General features: G+C 62.0%; 14 protein-coding genes, 1 pseudogene and 1 riboswitch. Of the genes and pseudogenes, 14 read left to right on the top strand and 1 reads right to left on the bottom strand.

Translation table 11 applies throughout. The annotated features are described in order from the left end of the window. Nucleotides 1-40 precede the first annotated feature (40 nt). The 6 genes from ABH922_RS28185 to ABH922_RS28160 all read left to right on the top strand — a co-directional run bounded on the left by ABH922_RS28185 (nt 41) and on the right by ABH922_RS28160 (nt 7,527). Nucleotides 41-1,033 (top strand): putative oxygenase MesX, encoded by a 993-nt coding sequence (locus tag ABH922_RS28185; protein ID WP_424810296.1) that lies wholly within the window; start codon nt 41-43, stop codon nt 1,031-1,033. 20 nt (nt 1,034-1,053) lie between these two features. Further along, nucleotides 1,054-2,091, top strand: a complete 1,038-nt coding sequence (locus tag ABH922_RS28180) for a methionine synthase (protein WP_424810295.1) — start codon at nt 1,054-1,056, stop codon at nt 2,089-2,091. Nucleotides 2,092-2,387: 296 nt separating this feature from the next. Next, a riboswitch (cobalamin riboswitch) is annotated at nt 2,388-2,572 on the top strand. A 14-nt stretch (nt 2,573-2,586) separates the two neighbouring features. Next, the gene (locus tag ABH922_RS28175) at nt 2,587-4,254 is read left to right on the top strand and encodes an ABC transporter substrate-binding protein (RefSeq protein ID WP_424810294.1); all 1,668 of its coding nucleotides are present in this window, start codon (nt 2,587-2,589) and stop codon (nt 4,252-4,254) included. A 14-nt stretch (nt 4,255-4,268) separates the two neighbouring features. Beyond that, on the top strand, nt 4,269-5,210 hold the full coding sequence (locus ABH922_RS28170; protein WP_424810293.1) for an ABC transporter permease: 942 nt from the start codon (nt 4,269-4,271) through the stop codon (nt 5,208-5,210). After that, nucleotides 5,207-6,076, top strand: a complete 870-nt coding sequence (locus ABH922_RS28165; protein WP_424810292.1) for an ABC transporter permease — start codon at nt 5,207-5,209, stop codon at nt 6,074-6,076. The genes ABH922_RS28170 and ABH922_RS28165 overlap by 4 nt, the downstream gene beginning before the upstream one ends. Further along, a complete protein-coding gene (locus tag ABH922_RS28160) occupies nt 6,076-7,527 on the top strand; it encodes an ABC transporter ATP-binding protein (protein WP_424810291.1) in 1,452 nt (483 codons plus the stop codon). The genes ABH922_RS28165 and ABH922_RS28160 overlap by 1 nt, the downstream gene beginning before the upstream one ends. Here the strand turns inward: ABH922_RS28160 and ABH922_RS28155 are convergent. After that, the gene (locus ABH922_RS28155) at nt 7,506-8,480 is read right to left on the bottom strand and encodes an LLM class flavin-dependent oxidoreductase (RefSeq protein WP_424810290.1); all 975 of its coding nucleotides are present in this window, start codon (nt 8,478-8,480) and stop codon (nt 7,506-7,508) included. The two genes, ABH922_RS28160 and ABH922_RS28155, sit on opposite strands and share 22 nt — an antisense overlap. A 108-nt stretch (nt 8,481-8,588) precedes the next feature. On the opposite strand from ABH922_RS28155, the pseudogene ABH922_RS28150 reads away from it, so the two are divergent. The 8 genes and pseudogenes from ABH922_RS28150 to ABH922_RS28115 all read left to right on the top strand — a co-directional run. Further along, a pseudogene (locus tag ABH922_RS28150) lies at nt 8,589-9,404 on the top strand (FAD-binding oxidoreductase); the annotation flags it as partial. 696 nt (nt 9,405-10,100) lie between these two features. Next, nucleotides 10,101-10,859, top strand: a complete 759-nt coding sequence (locus ABH922_RS28145) for an IS6 family transposase (protein ID WP_424810336.1) — start codon at nt 10,101-10,103, stop codon at nt 10,857-10,859. 275 nt (nt 10,860-11,134) lie between these two features. Continuing rightward, nucleotides 11,135-11,302 (top strand): hypothetical protein, encoded by a 168-nt coding sequence (locus ABH922_RS28140; protein ID WP_424810289.1) that lies wholly within the window; start codon nt 11,135-11,137, stop codon nt 11,300-11,302. 188 nt (nt 11,303-11,490) lie between these two features. Beyond that, nucleotides 11,491-11,835: a hypothetical protein gene (locus ABH922_RS28135; RefSeq protein ID WP_424810288.1), complete on the top strand. Its 345-nt coding sequence runs from the start codon at nt 11,491-11,493 to the stop codon at nt 11,833-11,835. Continuing rightward, the gene (locus ABH922_RS28130; RefSeq protein ID WP_424810287.1) at nt 11,832-12,437 is read left to right on the top strand and encodes a hypothetical protein; all 606 of its coding nucleotides are present in this window, start codon (nt 11,832-11,834) and stop codon (nt 12,435-12,437) included. The genes ABH922_RS28135 and ABH922_RS28130 overlap by 4 nt, the downstream gene beginning before the upstream one ends. Nucleotides 12,438-12,497: 60 nt before the next feature. Further along, nucleotides 12,498-14,261, top strand: a complete 1,764-nt coding sequence (locus ABH922_RS28125) for a hypothetical protein (protein WP_424810286.1) — start codon at nt 12,498-12,500, stop codon at nt 14,259-14,261. 35 nt (nt 14,262-14,296) lie between these two features. After that, nucleotides 14,297-14,797: a hypothetical protein gene (locus ABH922_RS28120; RefSeq protein WP_424810285.1), complete on the top strand. Its 501-nt coding sequence runs from the start codon at nt 14,297-14,299 to the stop codon at nt 14,795-14,797. Nucleotides 14,798-15,190: 393 nt separating this feature from the next. Next, on the top strand, nt 15,191-15,502 hold the full coding sequence (locus tag ABH922_RS28115) for a transposase (protein WP_424810284.1): 312 nt from the start codon (nt 15,191-15,193) through the stop codon (nt 15,500-15,502). The last annotated feature ends 20 nt before the right edge of the window (nt 15,503-15,522 follow it).

Here is a 15,522-nt window from a genome sequence, read left to right as displayed (position 1 = left end):
AAGGCCGAGCCCGGCCGATCAAGACCCGAATTGGACGTTCATGTCGAACGATTTCACGTTCAGCATCACCACTACCCGCTTCGACGAGGGCTACTCGCCGTCGGAGCATTCTCGGACCACCACGAACTTCGCCAACCTGGCCCGAGGCGAACACCGTCAGCAGAACCTTCGCCGAACCCTGGCGATGATCAACGACCGGTTCAACGATCTCGAACGCCGGGACAACCCGGGCCTGGACCGCTACGCCGTCGAGCTCGAGATCGTCTCCGCGGAGTTGCAGTTCAGCTCGGACGGCGCGGACCACCGGCACCCCCTGATCGAGGTACTCGATATTCAGATCGTCGATCGCCTCACCGGCGCACGATTCCCGGGGATCGTCGGGAACAACTTCTCCTCCTACGTCCGCGACTTCGACTTCAGTGTTCGACTGCCGGCAGTCAACGAGGGCACCTCCGAGTTCACCGTGCCCGGCGACTTCGGCGACCTGCACGGCAAACTATTCCAACATTTCCTCGCCTCCGAGGCCTACCGGGAGCGCTTCGCGGTGGATCCCGTGATCTGCATCAGTGTGTCCACGAGCCGGACCTACCGCCGGACCGGGAATCACCATCCGACCCTCGGTGTCGAGTACCAGCAGGACGACTACTCGTTGACCGACGAGTACTTCGGGAAGATGGGTCTCCAGGTCAGGTACTTCCTGCCGCCCGGCGGTGTCGCCCCGCTCGCGTTCTACTTCCGCGGCGATCTGCTCAGCGACTACACCGACCTGCAGCTCATCGGCACGATCAGCGTGATGGAGACCTTCCAGAGGATCTATCGGCCGGAGATCTACAACGCGAACTCGCCCGCCGCTCGGATCTACCGACCGACCCTGGATCAGCCGGACTACTCGCCTACCCCGATCGTCTACGACCGCGTCGAACGCGGTCAGCTGGCAACCAAGCAGGGCAAGTACGCGGAAGACCACTTTGTGAAGCCCCACCGCGAGCTACTCGAACAGTGGGCCGCCCGCTTCCCTGTTCTCGTCGGATGATCACCGGAGGAAGGTCGACCATGAACCAGATCATGCCCACGTCCACCGTCGGCAGCCTGCCCAAGCCCTCGTGGCTCGCCCGGCCTGAAACTCTCTGGGCGCCCTGGAAGTTGCAGGGCGATGAGTTGGTCGAAGGCAAGCAAGATGCACTGCGCATCGCCGCCAAGGAACAGAGCGATCGCGGTATCGACATCGTCAGCGACGGAGAGCAGACCCGTCAGCACTTCGTGACGACGTTCATCGAGCATCTCGACGGGGTCGACTTCGAGCAGCGCGAGACGGTTCGGATCCGCAATCGTTACGACGCGAGTGTGCCTACCGTGGTCGGCGCAGTGAGCCGCTCCAAGCCGGTCTTCGTCGACGACGCGAGATTCCTCCGGCAGCAGACCGATCAGCCGATCAAGTGGGCACTCCCCGGCCCCATGACGATGATCGACACGCTGTACGACGGCCACTACAAGAGCCGCGAGAAGCTGGCGTGGGAGTTCGCGACGATCCTCAACCAGGAGGCACGAGACCTGGAGGCTGCGGGGGTCGACATCATCCAGTTCGACGAGCCAGCGTTCAACGTCTACTTCGATGAGATGAAGGACTGGGGCGTGGCGACGTTGGAAAGGGCAACAGAGGGATTACGTGCGGAGACCGCAGTACACATCTGCTACGGCTACGGGATCAAGGCGAACACCGACTGGAAGGCCACCCTCGGCTCGGAGTGGCGACAGTACGAGGAGTCGTTCCCCCTCCTACAGCAGTCCAGCATCGGCATCATCTCGCTGGAATGCCACAACTCCCATGTCCCGATCGACCTCGTCGAACTCGTCCGGGGCAAGAAGGTCATGATCGGTGCCATCGACGTGGCGAACGGGAAGATCGAGACTCCGGAGGAAGTCGCCGACACCATCCGGAACACTCTCAGGTTCGTCGACGCGGACAAGCTTCTGCCGAGCACGAACTGCGGCATGGCGCCCTTCCCCCGGGACATCGCACTGGCGAAGTTAAGCGCGCTCAGCGCGGGTACGCGCATCGTTCGTGAGGAGCTATCGGCCGCGAAGCCTTAACCTATTGGGGCCGCATCTCACCGATTAAGAACAATGTTTGATGCGAGATGCTGGGTATGTGCTGCGCGCCGATGAGAGCATTTGATCGGCAAACCGGACTTTCCACGTATGGACCCTCGGCAAAGACGATGTGACGTCAGCTATGGGATCCGAAGGAGATGATGATGGCGTGGTGGTCGGTGAATGCCATCAGGATTGATTTTTTGAAGAACTGGACTGAGCGGCGGACCCCGACCCTCAGGAATCAGAAAGCACCGAATGCCCCATCAAGAAGTGGCGTGCCTCTACTCCCGGATCATCATTGATTTAGCGGGTGCTAAGTTTCCTCGTGCAGGGAACACCGGTGTGAATCCGGGGCTGTCCCGCAACTGTCACCGAGTAGCAGACCTTCAATGCACTGGCCACGACCTCCCTGGGTTGGAAGGCCGAAGGCGAGTGTTGATCCGGAAGCCAGGACACCTGCACCCCAACAGGTTCACGTCACGAGGATGAATAATGCGAGCGCTCACTCGCCGCGATCGGCTCACCGCCGAGCGGCTACCCAGTCATACCCCCAACCAGTCACCGAACGCACGCAGGTTGGGGTGCAAGATCGTCACCACCGCGATCCTGGTCTCCGCGCTCGTCATCGGCGGATGTTCATCGAATGGGGACACCGGTTCCACGGGATCTTCCTCGCAGGCCAGTGCTCTGCGCGCCGATGGAGACGGCATTCTCACGATCTACAACTCCTACAAGATCGCGGGGCTCGATCCAGCGGGGACGGGAACCAACTGGCTCTTCGACTGGGGTGTCGCAGAGAACCTGCTCCAGGTCACCGACACCGGCGAGATCAAGCCTTGGCTCGCGGAGGATGTTTCGCGTGACGGTGACACCCGATGGGTGGTTTCCTTGCGTGACGGTGTGACGTTCCAGAACGGGAACCCAGTAGATGCTCAGGCCGTTGCGGCTGCACTGACCAGGCAGATCAGTAAGTCCACCGCTGCGCAGGTCTACCTCGATCCGGCCACGGTGGTCACCGCCGAAGGCGGCAAGGTCGTGCTCACCACGCCGGAGCCGAACGCTATGGTTCCAGCGGCGCTGGCCGCTCGCGACAATTCGCTGCAGATCTACGACGTTGCCATCATGGACGCAGCCGGCGGCGATTCCACCAAAATCGTCGGCGCCGGCGCGTACTCCGGCCCCTATTCGATTACCGAGTGGAGCCCCGAGAATCTCGTTCTGGCGCCGTTCGCGAAGCACTGGGAAGGGACCCCGCCGCTGCAAGGCGTGCACGTGAAGGTTGTCGCGGACGAGCAGGCTCGATTAGCCGGCGTCCAGAGCGGCGAAGCCGACATGGCGTTCTACCCATCCACTTCAGCGAAGTTGGAACTGCAGTCGAACCCGGATATCAGTGTGTTGTCCTCGAAGTTGGCGTTGCAGTCGTTGCTGGTCGAGATGAACCTCAAGTCGGGGATCTTCACCGATACCGACGTCCGGAAGGCTTTCACCTCGGCGATCGATTACCAGGGAATCGCAGATGGTGTGGGCAACGGTCAGTTCGAAGCTGCTACCGGGTTGTATCCCGATGCGATGGATTTCGCAGTCGACAATCAGCATTTCGACCTACCGGCGGCGAAAGCGCTCCTCGACGGGGCTGGCTGGGTTCCCGGTGAGGGCGGCCTCCGTGAGAAGAACGGTCAGAAGCTGGTCGTACGATTCGTCACCCAAGCTCAGGGGCCCGAGACCAATGACGTCGCTATCGCGATGAAGGATCAGGTGGCCAAGGCGGGCTTCGATCTGCAGATCGACAATGCCGAGGACTCCGCAGCAGTGAAGAAAAATGCTGAGGGCTGGGAGGCATCGGTGGCGCTGAGTGGTTCGCTCTCTGGCACAGCTGATCCGATTCAGCCGTACCTGGTGCGTTGGACGACCGGCGGCTCCTCCAACGCGCAGGGCATAGCGAATCCCGTCATCGACGAGATCGGCGCGAAACTGCGTACCGAGTTCGACGATCAGGCCCGCAACAACCTCCTCGAACAGGCACAGGGCATTCTCGTCGAGGATCAGGCGTATGTCGTCGCCGGCACCTACAAGTACTTCACCGTTGTGACCGGACCCGAGTGGGCCGACTACCAGGTGTCGAGTGTTCGTCGGCACATCACGAGCACTACCGGACAGTAGCGACGGTCCCTTCGATGCGAGTTCTCGTACTCGTACGGCGCCGGGCGACGGAAGCGTTGATCACCTTGTTGGGCGCCAGTGTTCTGATCTGGTGCCTGCTTCCGCTTGCTCCTGGAGACCCTGCGCGAATGATCCTTGTCGCGCAGGGTATTCCGGAGCCCAATCCAGCTCAACTAGCTGAACTCAGTGAGCGCCTTCACCTGGACTCTCCTTTGTTCTCGCAGTATCTGCATTGGTTGTGGAATTGCCTTCGTGGCGATTTCGGGTATTCGTTCGCCTCCGGCCGACCTGTGGGCGACGAGTTCCTCTCGCGGTTACCGGCCAGTTTGCGGCTTGCACTGGTGGCGTTGGTGATTGCGGTGCTCTTGACGGTGGTCCTCGGAGTCGTCGGAGCATACTGCCGCGGCCGGTGGCCTGATTACGCCGCGCAGGGCTTCGCGTTGCTCTCGGCATCTATTCCCGGTTTCGTGGTGGCTTTGCTGTTGATTCAGGTGTTCGTCATCGATCTCGGGTACGGCAAAGCCGTCCTCGATGGTCAGTGGAGCCAGACATGGATGCCGGCCTTGTGTCTCGCACTCGGGTTGTCGGATGCCTGGTCGCGTCTATTGCGGGCAAATCTGATCGAGTTCATGGACACCCCGGCAGCACACGTTTTGCGGGCCCGGGGAGCGAGGCCATGGCGGATCTTGTGGCGTCACGGATTACCCAACAGCGCCGTCCCGTTGTTGCATGCCTTCGCCGTCGGGGTCGCGATGCTGATCGGCGGTGCCACCGTCATCGAAACAGTCTTCACCTGGCCGGGGTTAGGCTCGTTCGTCGTCGACGCGGTTCGCACACGGGATCTGCCGGTCGTCCAGGCCTTCACGATCTTCGCCACCCTCACCTATGTCATCGTCAGCGTCCTTGCCGACGTCATGACGACCGTGATCGACAAACGGATAACGGTGAACGCATGAGAAGCAGCCTGAAGTTGCGGACACCGAAACCTGTTCGTGAAAAAGGTAAGCGGGTATTTCGTGATACGCCTCGACCGGTACAGATCGGCATGGTGCTGCTCGCGTTGGTTGCCGTCATCGCGCTGTTCGGACCACTGCTGGCGCAATTCCCGCCGAACGAACCCCACTACTCGGACAAGTTGCTAGCACCGAACAGCATCTATTGGTTCGGCACCGACCAGTACGGCCGTGACCAATTCGCTCGAACGGTCAACGGTCTACGACTGTCTCTGATCTCCGCGATTCTTGTCTTGCTCGGATCCACCACCGTGAGCGTGTTGGTCGGTATCGCCGCTGGTTTGTCCGGCGGCGCCCCGGACAAAATCGCCTCTCGACTGATCGACATCGTATTGGCCATCCCCAGCCTGGTGCTCGCGCTCGCCATAGTCGGATTGTTGGGCCCCGGATACGGGAATTTGTTACTTGCGCTGGTGATTTCCAGTTGGGCAACCGATGCGCGGATCGCACGGGCACTGACCATGGAAACACGAACTTTCCCGTTCGTAATGGCTGCCCGCATTTCCGGTGCAAGCACAACAGCGATCGGTGTCCGGCACATCCTTCCGGCCGTCCTGCCACAGATCGCGATCATCTCGACCCTGCGATTAGGTGGCATCGTCGTCTCCCTCGCAGGATTGTCGTTCCTCGGGTTGGGTGTACAGATGCCCACAGCCGAACTCGGCGCCATGCTCGGCGATGGTCGCCGCTTCCTCACCGCAGCACCGTGGCTGTTGATAGCCCCATCGATCGCCATCTTGCTGATCGCCACCGGCGCCAATCTGCTCGCCGAAGGCCTGCAACAGAAAAACAGTAAGGGTTCACGCTGATGTCCCGAACCGAATCTGTCATCGAAATCCGTGGCCTCACCGTCTCGTACCTCGGCGGAGCCAAGGTTGTGGACAACGTGAACCTGACGGTGGGAGAGGGAGAAGTAGTGGCGATCGTGGGCCCCAGTGGCAGCGGGAAGACCACGATTCTCGAAGCACTTCTCGGGACACTGCCCGCGACTGCCACTGTCAGCGGCGAGATTCTGGTCAACGACCAGGACATGGTGGCGATGACCGAAGCGCAGTGCCGGGAGGTGCGCGGTGAAGTCCTCGGCTACGTCAGCCAAGATCCTTTCGGCGCCGTCGACAACTTGATGACGGTGGGCACCAACATCGCCCAATCGTGGAAAGCGAAACAACACAAAGTAACCCACGGCCAGATTGCGTCACGACTCGATCACGTTTCCCTCTCGCCCGGCGATACACGCCGACGCGAATACCCGTTCAGTTGGTCCGGTGGCATGCTCCAACGCGCCTCGATCGTCGCTGCCGGCGCACTCGATCCAGCAGTCGTGCTCGCAGACGAACCGACATCCGCACTCGATTCGAACAACGCACATGGCGTGATGGGCACCCTGACAGGCACTGGCCGCGCTCTCCTTGTCGTCAGCCACGATGTCGATTTGGTCTGTGGCTACGCCGACCGCGTGTATCGGATGGCGGCCGGGCGCATCGTCTCGGTCGACGACAGCGCGACCGCACTGCGTGAGTATCGCGATCGAACAGCGCTTCGGCCACCACGTCCAGTCGCGGCCACCGCAGGAACCATGCCGCTGCTTCAAGCCCGATCGCTGACCAAGAACTACGGTGCCGGACGGGGCCTGGCCCCCATCGACTTCGACGTCCGCAGTGGCCAGATCCTCGGAATCAGCGGATCCTCGGGTACCGGCAAAAGCACTCTGCTGCGATTGCTCGCCGGGGAGGAAGAACCCACAAGCGGAAAACTACTGTGGGACGACCCCGATCGCAGGTCCAGGCCAGGCACCGTTGCCATGGTCTTCCAGAATCCGCGGGGCAGCCTTAATCCGCGGTGGCCTCTGCATCGCATCGTCACCGAACCACTGCGCCCACGACTAAGGGACCGCCTGAGCAAGAACGAATCCATCGACCAGACACGCCATGCACTCGAGCGGGTGGGGCTCGGCCATATCGATCCCTCTCGCGGCGCGACTCAACTTTCGGGTGGTCAGGCCCAACGTGTAGCCATCGCACGTGCGCTGGTCGGCGACACGCGATTGTTGTTGGCCGATGAACCCACGGCAGCTCTCGACGACGAAAGCGCCGAGGTTGTCATGACGTTGATGCGCAGCCTCACCGAAGACGGACTGGCCATCGTGGTGGTCTCCCACGATGATCGCATCCTGGAAAACTACGCCGACACCGTGATCTCCACCGACCCTGCACCTTCCGGTAGCGCCGCCCCCGACTTTCAGACGAGTGTGGTGGTGTGAACGACGCTATTCCAGGGTGCGATGACATCGTCGGAAAAGATTCGTAAACTTTCACCGATCGCTGTATAGCTCGGGCTGGCCGGCTGCACGTTGCACAACACGTCGGTCGCATGAGGAATCACTAGGTCTTCCGAAAGCGCTTCCCGCACTTGTAGTCCGGTGCCGATATACGAGTGCCCTGTGGACACGTAGTCGTGTGCTGTGAAATCGGCCGGGAATCGACCCGCGGCATAGGCCTTCTCCAACGATCGTTCGATGCCCGGCCGTAGGTGCGTGAATGCGTCACGTGCACTGGCTGCGCACAGAATTGACCGTGATACTCCCACTCGCGGCGCCCCTGCCCCTTGATACCGGCGGCGATACCGCGCAGATCTGGCGGCGGCTATCCCGTCACGGGGGCCGAGCGGGGAGGACGCACGGCCGGTGAGAACGCCAAGTCCACATTCAGCAGCAAGTTCGAAACCGGACTCCGAGGCGGTGCCGATCCAGAGTCTTGCGCGCAGGCCCGATACTGCGGGAACAACATCGCTATCGGCGGTCAACGCGCTGCTGAGAATGTCGAGATTGCCGCGGAAGAGTTCGTGTCGACGGGCATGGTCGACACCGAAGCGGCGCGCAGTCACCTCATCGGAACCCGCCCCGAGTCCGAGTTCGAGACGTCCCCCGCTGAGCGCGTCGACCATAGCAGCGTCCTCCGCCAACCGAAGCGGGTGTTCCATCGATCCGACGACCACCGCAGTGCCGAGTCGAATCCGGCTGGTGTGTTGAGCGATGGCGGACAAAAGAACGAGGGGTGACGGACAATGCGCCTGTTGGGCACCGAAGTGGTGCTGCGCGACCCAGAAGGAGTCGAAACCGAGTTCCTCGGCCAGGATCGCCAATTCGATATTCTGTTGCAGCACCACCACCGAGGAATCGTGCCCGACGATATGTGAAATGAATCCGAACCGCACGCACAAACCTCCACCGAACCAATTACTTCCGAGTTCGACTCTATCGTGTGAAGTCAGCCGACTTCGGCGCCTCGATCATTTCGATCGAATGGTCTTGCCGGTCATCGAATGACCACTGTCGCGTGTGGGGAGGGTCGGGACAATCTGTTGCTGAAGGTGAGTCGGAAGCGGCGCCACGTCGAGGCGCACACCGACACTAGTATGCCCTCACCTACTTCGCCGACAATGAATCGCGGAACGTCGGCCGAGCCCCGAAGGTTGACGTCGATCTTCCCGAACATCCCGATGTGTCAGAACGACTGCGGTGACTTTGCGCCATCGGAACTCGGCCCATCGCTGGCTGCGCGGAAGTACACTTTCCCCATGCCCGGACTCTCGCGCCGACGCCTGCTGTTCGGTGCGGCGGCGATGGTCGGGGCCGCACCGGCGTCACCGTCGATCGCCGCAGCCGACCCCGCCGTGCCACGCCCACTTGCGGAACTGCATCCGGAAAATCCGGGGTTGGCAGGCCTGGCGCAGCGCGGTTACAACCCCCGTTTCGTCGCCCATCCCGATGCTATTTTCGTGCCGACCAACGCCGAGGAGACCGTGCTCGCGGTCCAGCAAGCCCTCGACAGGGGTCTGCGCATCGCGGTTCGCTCGGGTGGGCACTGTGTCGAGGACTTCGTCGACAACCCCGACACGAGAGCAATCATCGATCTGAGTCGGCTCACTGCCATCGACTACGACCCCACCTACCAGGCATTTTCGGTCGGGTCCGGTGCCGATCTCGGCACGGTGTACGAGCAACTGCACCGCAGGTGGGGTGTGACGATTCCTGGTGGTAGCTGCCTCGGTGTCGGAATGGGTGGTCACGCCGCCGGCGGCGGATTCGGACCTCAGTCGCGACTGTTCGGGTCGGTCGTCGACCACATCTACGGTGTCGAGATCGTCGTCGTCGACGCCGGAGGGCAGGCTTCGGTTGTACTCGCCACCCGAGATGGTCCGAATGCCGATCTGTGGTGGGCACACACTGGCGGCGGAGGCGGCAACTTTGGGGTGGTCACCCGCTACCTGCTCCGCTCACATGATACCGACGGATCCGATCCGACTCGGCTTCTGCCGATACCGCCGACGAACCTGCTGACGGCACAGATTGTTCTACCCACGGCCACCGAGGAATCGTTCGTACGGTTCGTCGGGAACTTTCTACGGTTCTTCGAACGCAATAGTGAACCGGGCTCGCGGTTTTCGAGCCTCTACGCACAGTTCTTCGCCAGCGCCTATCTCGGAGGGCTCTGCCAGCTCACTCCGCGGCTCAACGCCGACCGCCCAGATGCCCACACCCTGCTCGACGAATTCATAGACGCAGTCACTGACGGGGTGTGGCCGCCGCCGGTCGTGGTGCCCGCGACTCAGGGACCGTTCCTGGATGTGTCGACTCGGCTGTCCGCACCACGAGGTCGAGCTCCATTCCTGGGCAAGTACAAGAGCGCAAAACTGCGCCGCGCGTACTCCGATGACCAGCTACGCACACTGCACCGCTATCTGAGTGATCCGCGGTTCCAGAGCCAAGACTCGGGAGTGGAGTTCTTCCCGGCCGGCGGCGCGATCAACGCCCGCCCCGCTGCGGTGACAGCTATGCCGGGGCACTGTCACGTTGTTGAACGCGGCGAACTGGGAGAATGCGGCGTGACCACTCCAACGCTGTCGTACAAAGGGCACCGCTACCCGGTCGAGATCATCAACCACTGTGTGTGGTTGTACTTCCGGTTCCCGCTCAGCTTCCGTGAAGTCGAGGAACTTATGCTCGAACGCGGTGTCGTGGTGAGTTACGAGACGATTCGCCGGTGGTGCGCCAAGTTCGGGCAGGCCTACGCCAACCAGTTGCGCCGGCGGCGGGCGCGGCCCGGTGACAAGTGGTACCTCGACGAGGTCTTCATCAAAATCAACGGCACACTGCATTACCTGTGGCGGGCGGTCGACCAGGAAGGCAACGTGCTCGACGTGCTGGTCCAGTCCCGCCGAAATACGTTGGCGGCCAAACGGTTCTTCCGCAAGCTGCTCAAAAGGCTGGAGTATGTGCCGCGAGTGATCGTCACCGACAAGCTCGCCAGCTACCAGGTGGCGCACCGCGAGATGCTGGCCTCGGTCGAGCATCGCAGGTCGAAGTATTTGAACAATCGAGCCGAGAACTCGCACCAACCGACCCGACAGCGGGAGCGGGCGATGAAACGCTTCACATCACCTGGGCATGCGCAGCGGTTCCTGTCCGCATTCGGTGACATCTCACCGCACTTCCGGCCCAACCGGCACAAGCTCTCGGCACCCCAATGGCGTACCGAGATGGCCGACCGCTTCGCGGTCTGGCAGGAAGTCACCGCGACCGCCGCCGCCTGAAAGTGAACGACCCGGCGGTGTCCCGTAGCAGGATGACCCAAACTAGATGTGCCACTATATTTTTCGATTAACGTGACAGTGCCTCGCAGGTATCGCCGTTACCGGCACTCTCGGCGCCGGCGCGACATCGGCGGCAACCCCCTCGTCGAACCTGAGCTGGGCCGGATCGGATTCTCACTCTCAAATGCGGAAACGGCGGCGTTGGCGACGAGCCCTATCCCCGACGCAATCTCCGACATCGTCCCCGGCTCGCAGCGATGGATTGATCTGACACCATGGTCGTCGCTCACCGCCGCCCCGAACGACAAGCTCAGTGCCCCGACCGGGTCACGATCGGCGAAACCGCCGCCCATCCAGGCGGCTACCTCGACGTTTACCTTGCTGACCCCGATCACCCAGCCAATGCCAGACACATCGTCCAGACCTACCAGCACTGGAACTGACTTCGCAGCCCACGCTCCGATCCCGACTGACTGCAATGGAGCGCTCACAGCGCATCTTAAGTCCGCAACCACAAGTCAGCCTCGCGATCCCGAATCGACAGTCGCTCTCCCGCCCGGCCTCGTCGAGATGACGATCGTCCACCAAATCCTTTGCACCACTTCACCCGTCCACCCTTTGGAGTCCCGTCATGACCATCCACAACGCCGAACACTCGCGGCCCCGCCCGATGACGGAGCCGCCGGCCATCACTCGTGGTGACAGAGGCACAGACGTCGACGACTGGGACCGCGACAGTGAACTGAGCGAAACAACGAAGGCGGTGATCGCGACCATCTTCGGGCTCGCATTGTTGATCGCGGCGTTCGCGGTGATCGGACGACTCGGGGACTGGGCCACTGATTACGGGACGATTCTGGTGTATCTGGCCTTCTTCCTGTGGATGTCGATCGCGGGCCGGGTGTTCTGGTGGGGCGCGGACAAGCTCATCGCCGAGATCCGGAAGAAGTCGAACACGGCCGGTGATCGTCGGTGACACCCACACGAACACGCACGGCGAGAATGACGCTACGCAGGTCGCTGGCGGGGGTTCTTGCTGCCGGCGCACTGTTGACCGGGACAGCAGGGCTGATCGGTGCGGGTATCGCCTTGACTGCCGGGCCCGCGTCGGCGGGGCCTGCGGAGGATTGCGCGGCGGTGCGGGCCCGCGATCATCAGATCTACCTGAACCTGATCGCCTCGCTACCACCCGGTGCTCCCATCCCGCCCGAGGTCATCAACCCGTGCCTGAGTGCTCCCACCACGACCGCGACGGCCGCCCCGACGACCACCGTCGGACTCCCCGGAGCACAGGCTCCAGGCGGCGGCCCCAACGTCGGGGCTAATGCGCCCACGAACTTTCCCACCTACAACGGCACCCCCATCGTTCCTGTCCCGACGATCGAGGTTCCGCCGATTGCTTCCGAGTCCCCGACCTCGGAAACCGGTGCCGGCGCACCCCCTGACGCGTCGACGCCACAGGTTCTCTCACCCACATCCACACTCAACCCCACCCCGGGTGAGGGAACCACCCCCGACTGCGGTCCCGGACCAGTCCCAGCAGCGACACCCAATAGTGTTCCCGGACAGCAGGAATAAACCCCCACCGTCACGACCTCCGGCCTCGACGAAGGCGACGGACGCGATCGCTACCTCGAATTGGTTCTCGTCGGCGCCGCCGCGTTCACTGCCGGCGGGATCGGAGTGCGCGGGCGCCGTTCACCGTTCGGCCCCCGTCTACCGCTGAATGGTCGTACGCCGGAATCGATACTTTCCCAGGCAGTCGGAACTCTCGCCTCACCCCTGATGCAGTACGCCAAGGGCGGGCAGTCGAAGATCACTGTCACCGAACCCGACGGAGGACGCCGCACGTTCTTCCTCATCCACGACGAGACGTCCTCACACGAAGCGGAAATCCCTGTCGAGGTGCCGCCCGGCGGACACATGTCAGTCAACCCGGACGGCTCCGTCACCGTCTTCGACGCAGACGGAAATCCCGTCTCACTCATCGCAGCACCGTGGGCGTACGACGCCAACGGAAACCCGGTCCCGACCGACTACGAAGTCCGAGACGGCCGCCTCATCCAGAAGGTGTACGCCGACGAAGCGACCGCGTACCCGATTTTGGCTGACCCGCCCGAGGACAAGATCGGGATGGTGGACACCACCGGCCGCTCTGATGGAGAAACGTGGACCGAAACTCTTCCTGGTGGACAAACCGCCACGCACACGCTGGTCAACGCGGAAGCGGTCGACACTCGCATTACTCGTGAAGACGGCACGTGGACCGACACCAGAACCAACGACGACGGTCAAGGAAACATCAACACCTGGTCCGACGACAGTTGGGGTGCAGCGTCGTACAACAACACCGATGTCACCGCGGACGAGTCCTCAACCGAGACGTGGACCACGGACAGTCCGACCAACGGCGCGTCGCCTGATGCGGTGTCCCAGGCGAACGCGGCGAACACCGAGGGCAGCACTGTGGTGGCGAACCAGGACGGAACCACGTCGACAGCGGACTGGGCTGCCAACGACGACGGTTCGTACGATTCGACCATCACGAACCCGGATCAATCGAATTCGTATGTGCATTCCGGTGCGCTTGACGAAAACAACGACAACAACACCACGGTGTCGAACCCGGACAGGACACAATCACTCCTGACAGCCGACGGGGAGCTGATACAACTCAACTCCGACGGATCACCCGAGTCGGGAGTGGACCCGGACGGAAACTCCGACACCCGTTGGGATTCGGATGCAGGTCAGTGGGTGCACAATCCGACGGCGGAAGAGTCGGCAGGATATGCCGCGTTCGTCGATGCCTACGGTATTACCCCTGTCACTGCAGAGGAATGGCGGCAAGCTGCTGCTCTCGGCCCGTATGGGGAATCCGGCGGCGAGAGTCCGTCCGAAGGCGGGAATTACCTCGATTCACTTCAAGCGTCCGCGACTGCAGTTGCGACTTTCGGTAGGGCTCGCCCTTCCCCCGCAGGTGCTGGGCTTATTATCGTCGGAAGCGTCGGGCTTCTCGGCGTACTCGCGTTCAGGGCCTACCAAGAGCGCAACGCGCTCGGGCAGTATGGTGTGGGAAATACAGGGGACGGATCGAAGGAAGCGGAACAAGCGGGCCTCGACAAAGTCTCCGAAGAGGAAGGCGTCGAAGTCTTGCGAGATCAGGTTCTCTCGAAAGTGCCCGGTGTAGACAACAGCCGCCGCTATGACGGCCTGTTCGAGAACGAAGACGGCACCTATACCGGGGTCGAAATCAAGAGCGGTGACTCGCCCTACGGTGGCCAGCAAGAAGCGTTCGACAAGGCCGTCAGCCCGGACAACCCGGCCGTGGCCACATTGCACGGTGAAACCATACGCATCGTAGACGTGATCATGAAACGCGTCCCTCGCTGGACGAAGTGACCCACCGCGACACGAGAGAGGAAAGGAACGATCTCATGGCAATCCCCACCTACATGGTCACCCACAGCGACGGAAGTACCTCCTTCGGTTCCGATTTCGGCGCAGAAGGCATGGCCAAACGACTGCCCCGCAACCTCGACGGCGTCAAACGGTCGTACATCATTTTCGAGAAACTGCCACGCCCCGCATGGCCGGACAATCTCACCGACGCCGAGCGGGCCTCGATGGGACGTACTTACTGCCAATGCGCCGGATCAGCCGAAGGGCTCACCGTCGAAGTCAGCATCGACGACGAATCAGGACGCATCAACTACGCCATCGGCCGCGGCGGACCGCGCGGCAGCGAACCCGACCACGGCATCACCTACAACAACGGAACAAGCGTCATCCCCGTCTACACCGATGAGGTACTCACCCCCGACGAAGCCACCGAAATCCTGCTGTCCTACATCAAAACCGGTGCCATCCCACCGCGATTCGTCACCCGCGCTCTCGCCCTGCCACCCCCAACGCAGGAATACACCTCCCCTTTCTGACGATCACCAAAACCTGTCCGGGTGGGATCGTTCACGTCTCGGTGGTCCGATCCACGTGAGCCCCGAGCTTCCGCTCAGAACACCTGGCTGACTTTCAGCTGTTGGGTGCGTCGCCCGGTTTATTGATCTGGAGTTTCTGAAACCCCGGGAAGCAGCGCGGAAGAGCGGGACAGTTGACGCCCAAAGATGATTGCCTGCACTCAGATGGTCACCGCCCCTGCGCCGCCGGCAACTGTGACCGAAAGTGTTTGAGTGGCTAGAACCAGAAACCCCAATGGAGACGGCACAGTGACCCGGTGAGTAAAGACGGGCCTTGACCCCGGAAGCTGGACACGGGGTTTGTGAACCGTGCCGCGTTTGATGCCGCTTCCTTTCTTGTGACGGATGCAGACCATGCCCAAGCGTTACCGATCGAGCAGCGTGGAGCGAGCGGTGAAGATGGTCCAGGGCCACCTCGACGAGTACCGGTCCCTGCACGCCGCCTGCCAGGCCATCGGCCCGAAGCTCTGGATCGGCCCGGAGTCGCTGCGGACCTGGATCAAACAGGCCCAGATCGACAGTGCTCAGCTGCCCGGTGCCACGTCCGCGGGGCAGCAGCGGATCAAAGAACTCGAACGTAAGAACCGAGAACTCAAGGAAGCCAACGAGATCCTGAAATCTTCCTCGATTTTCTTCGCGAGGGAACTCGACCCTCGCCACCGCTGATCTGCCAGTTCATCGATGAT

The organism is Rhodococcus sp. 27YEA15, assembly GCF_049739425.1.
GTDB lineage: Bacteria > Actinomycetota > Actinomycetes > Mycobacteriales > Mycobacteriaceae > Rhodococcus_F.
Note: the sequence above shows the minus strand (reverse complement) of the source record. Positions and strands in the feature narration are given on the sequence as shown.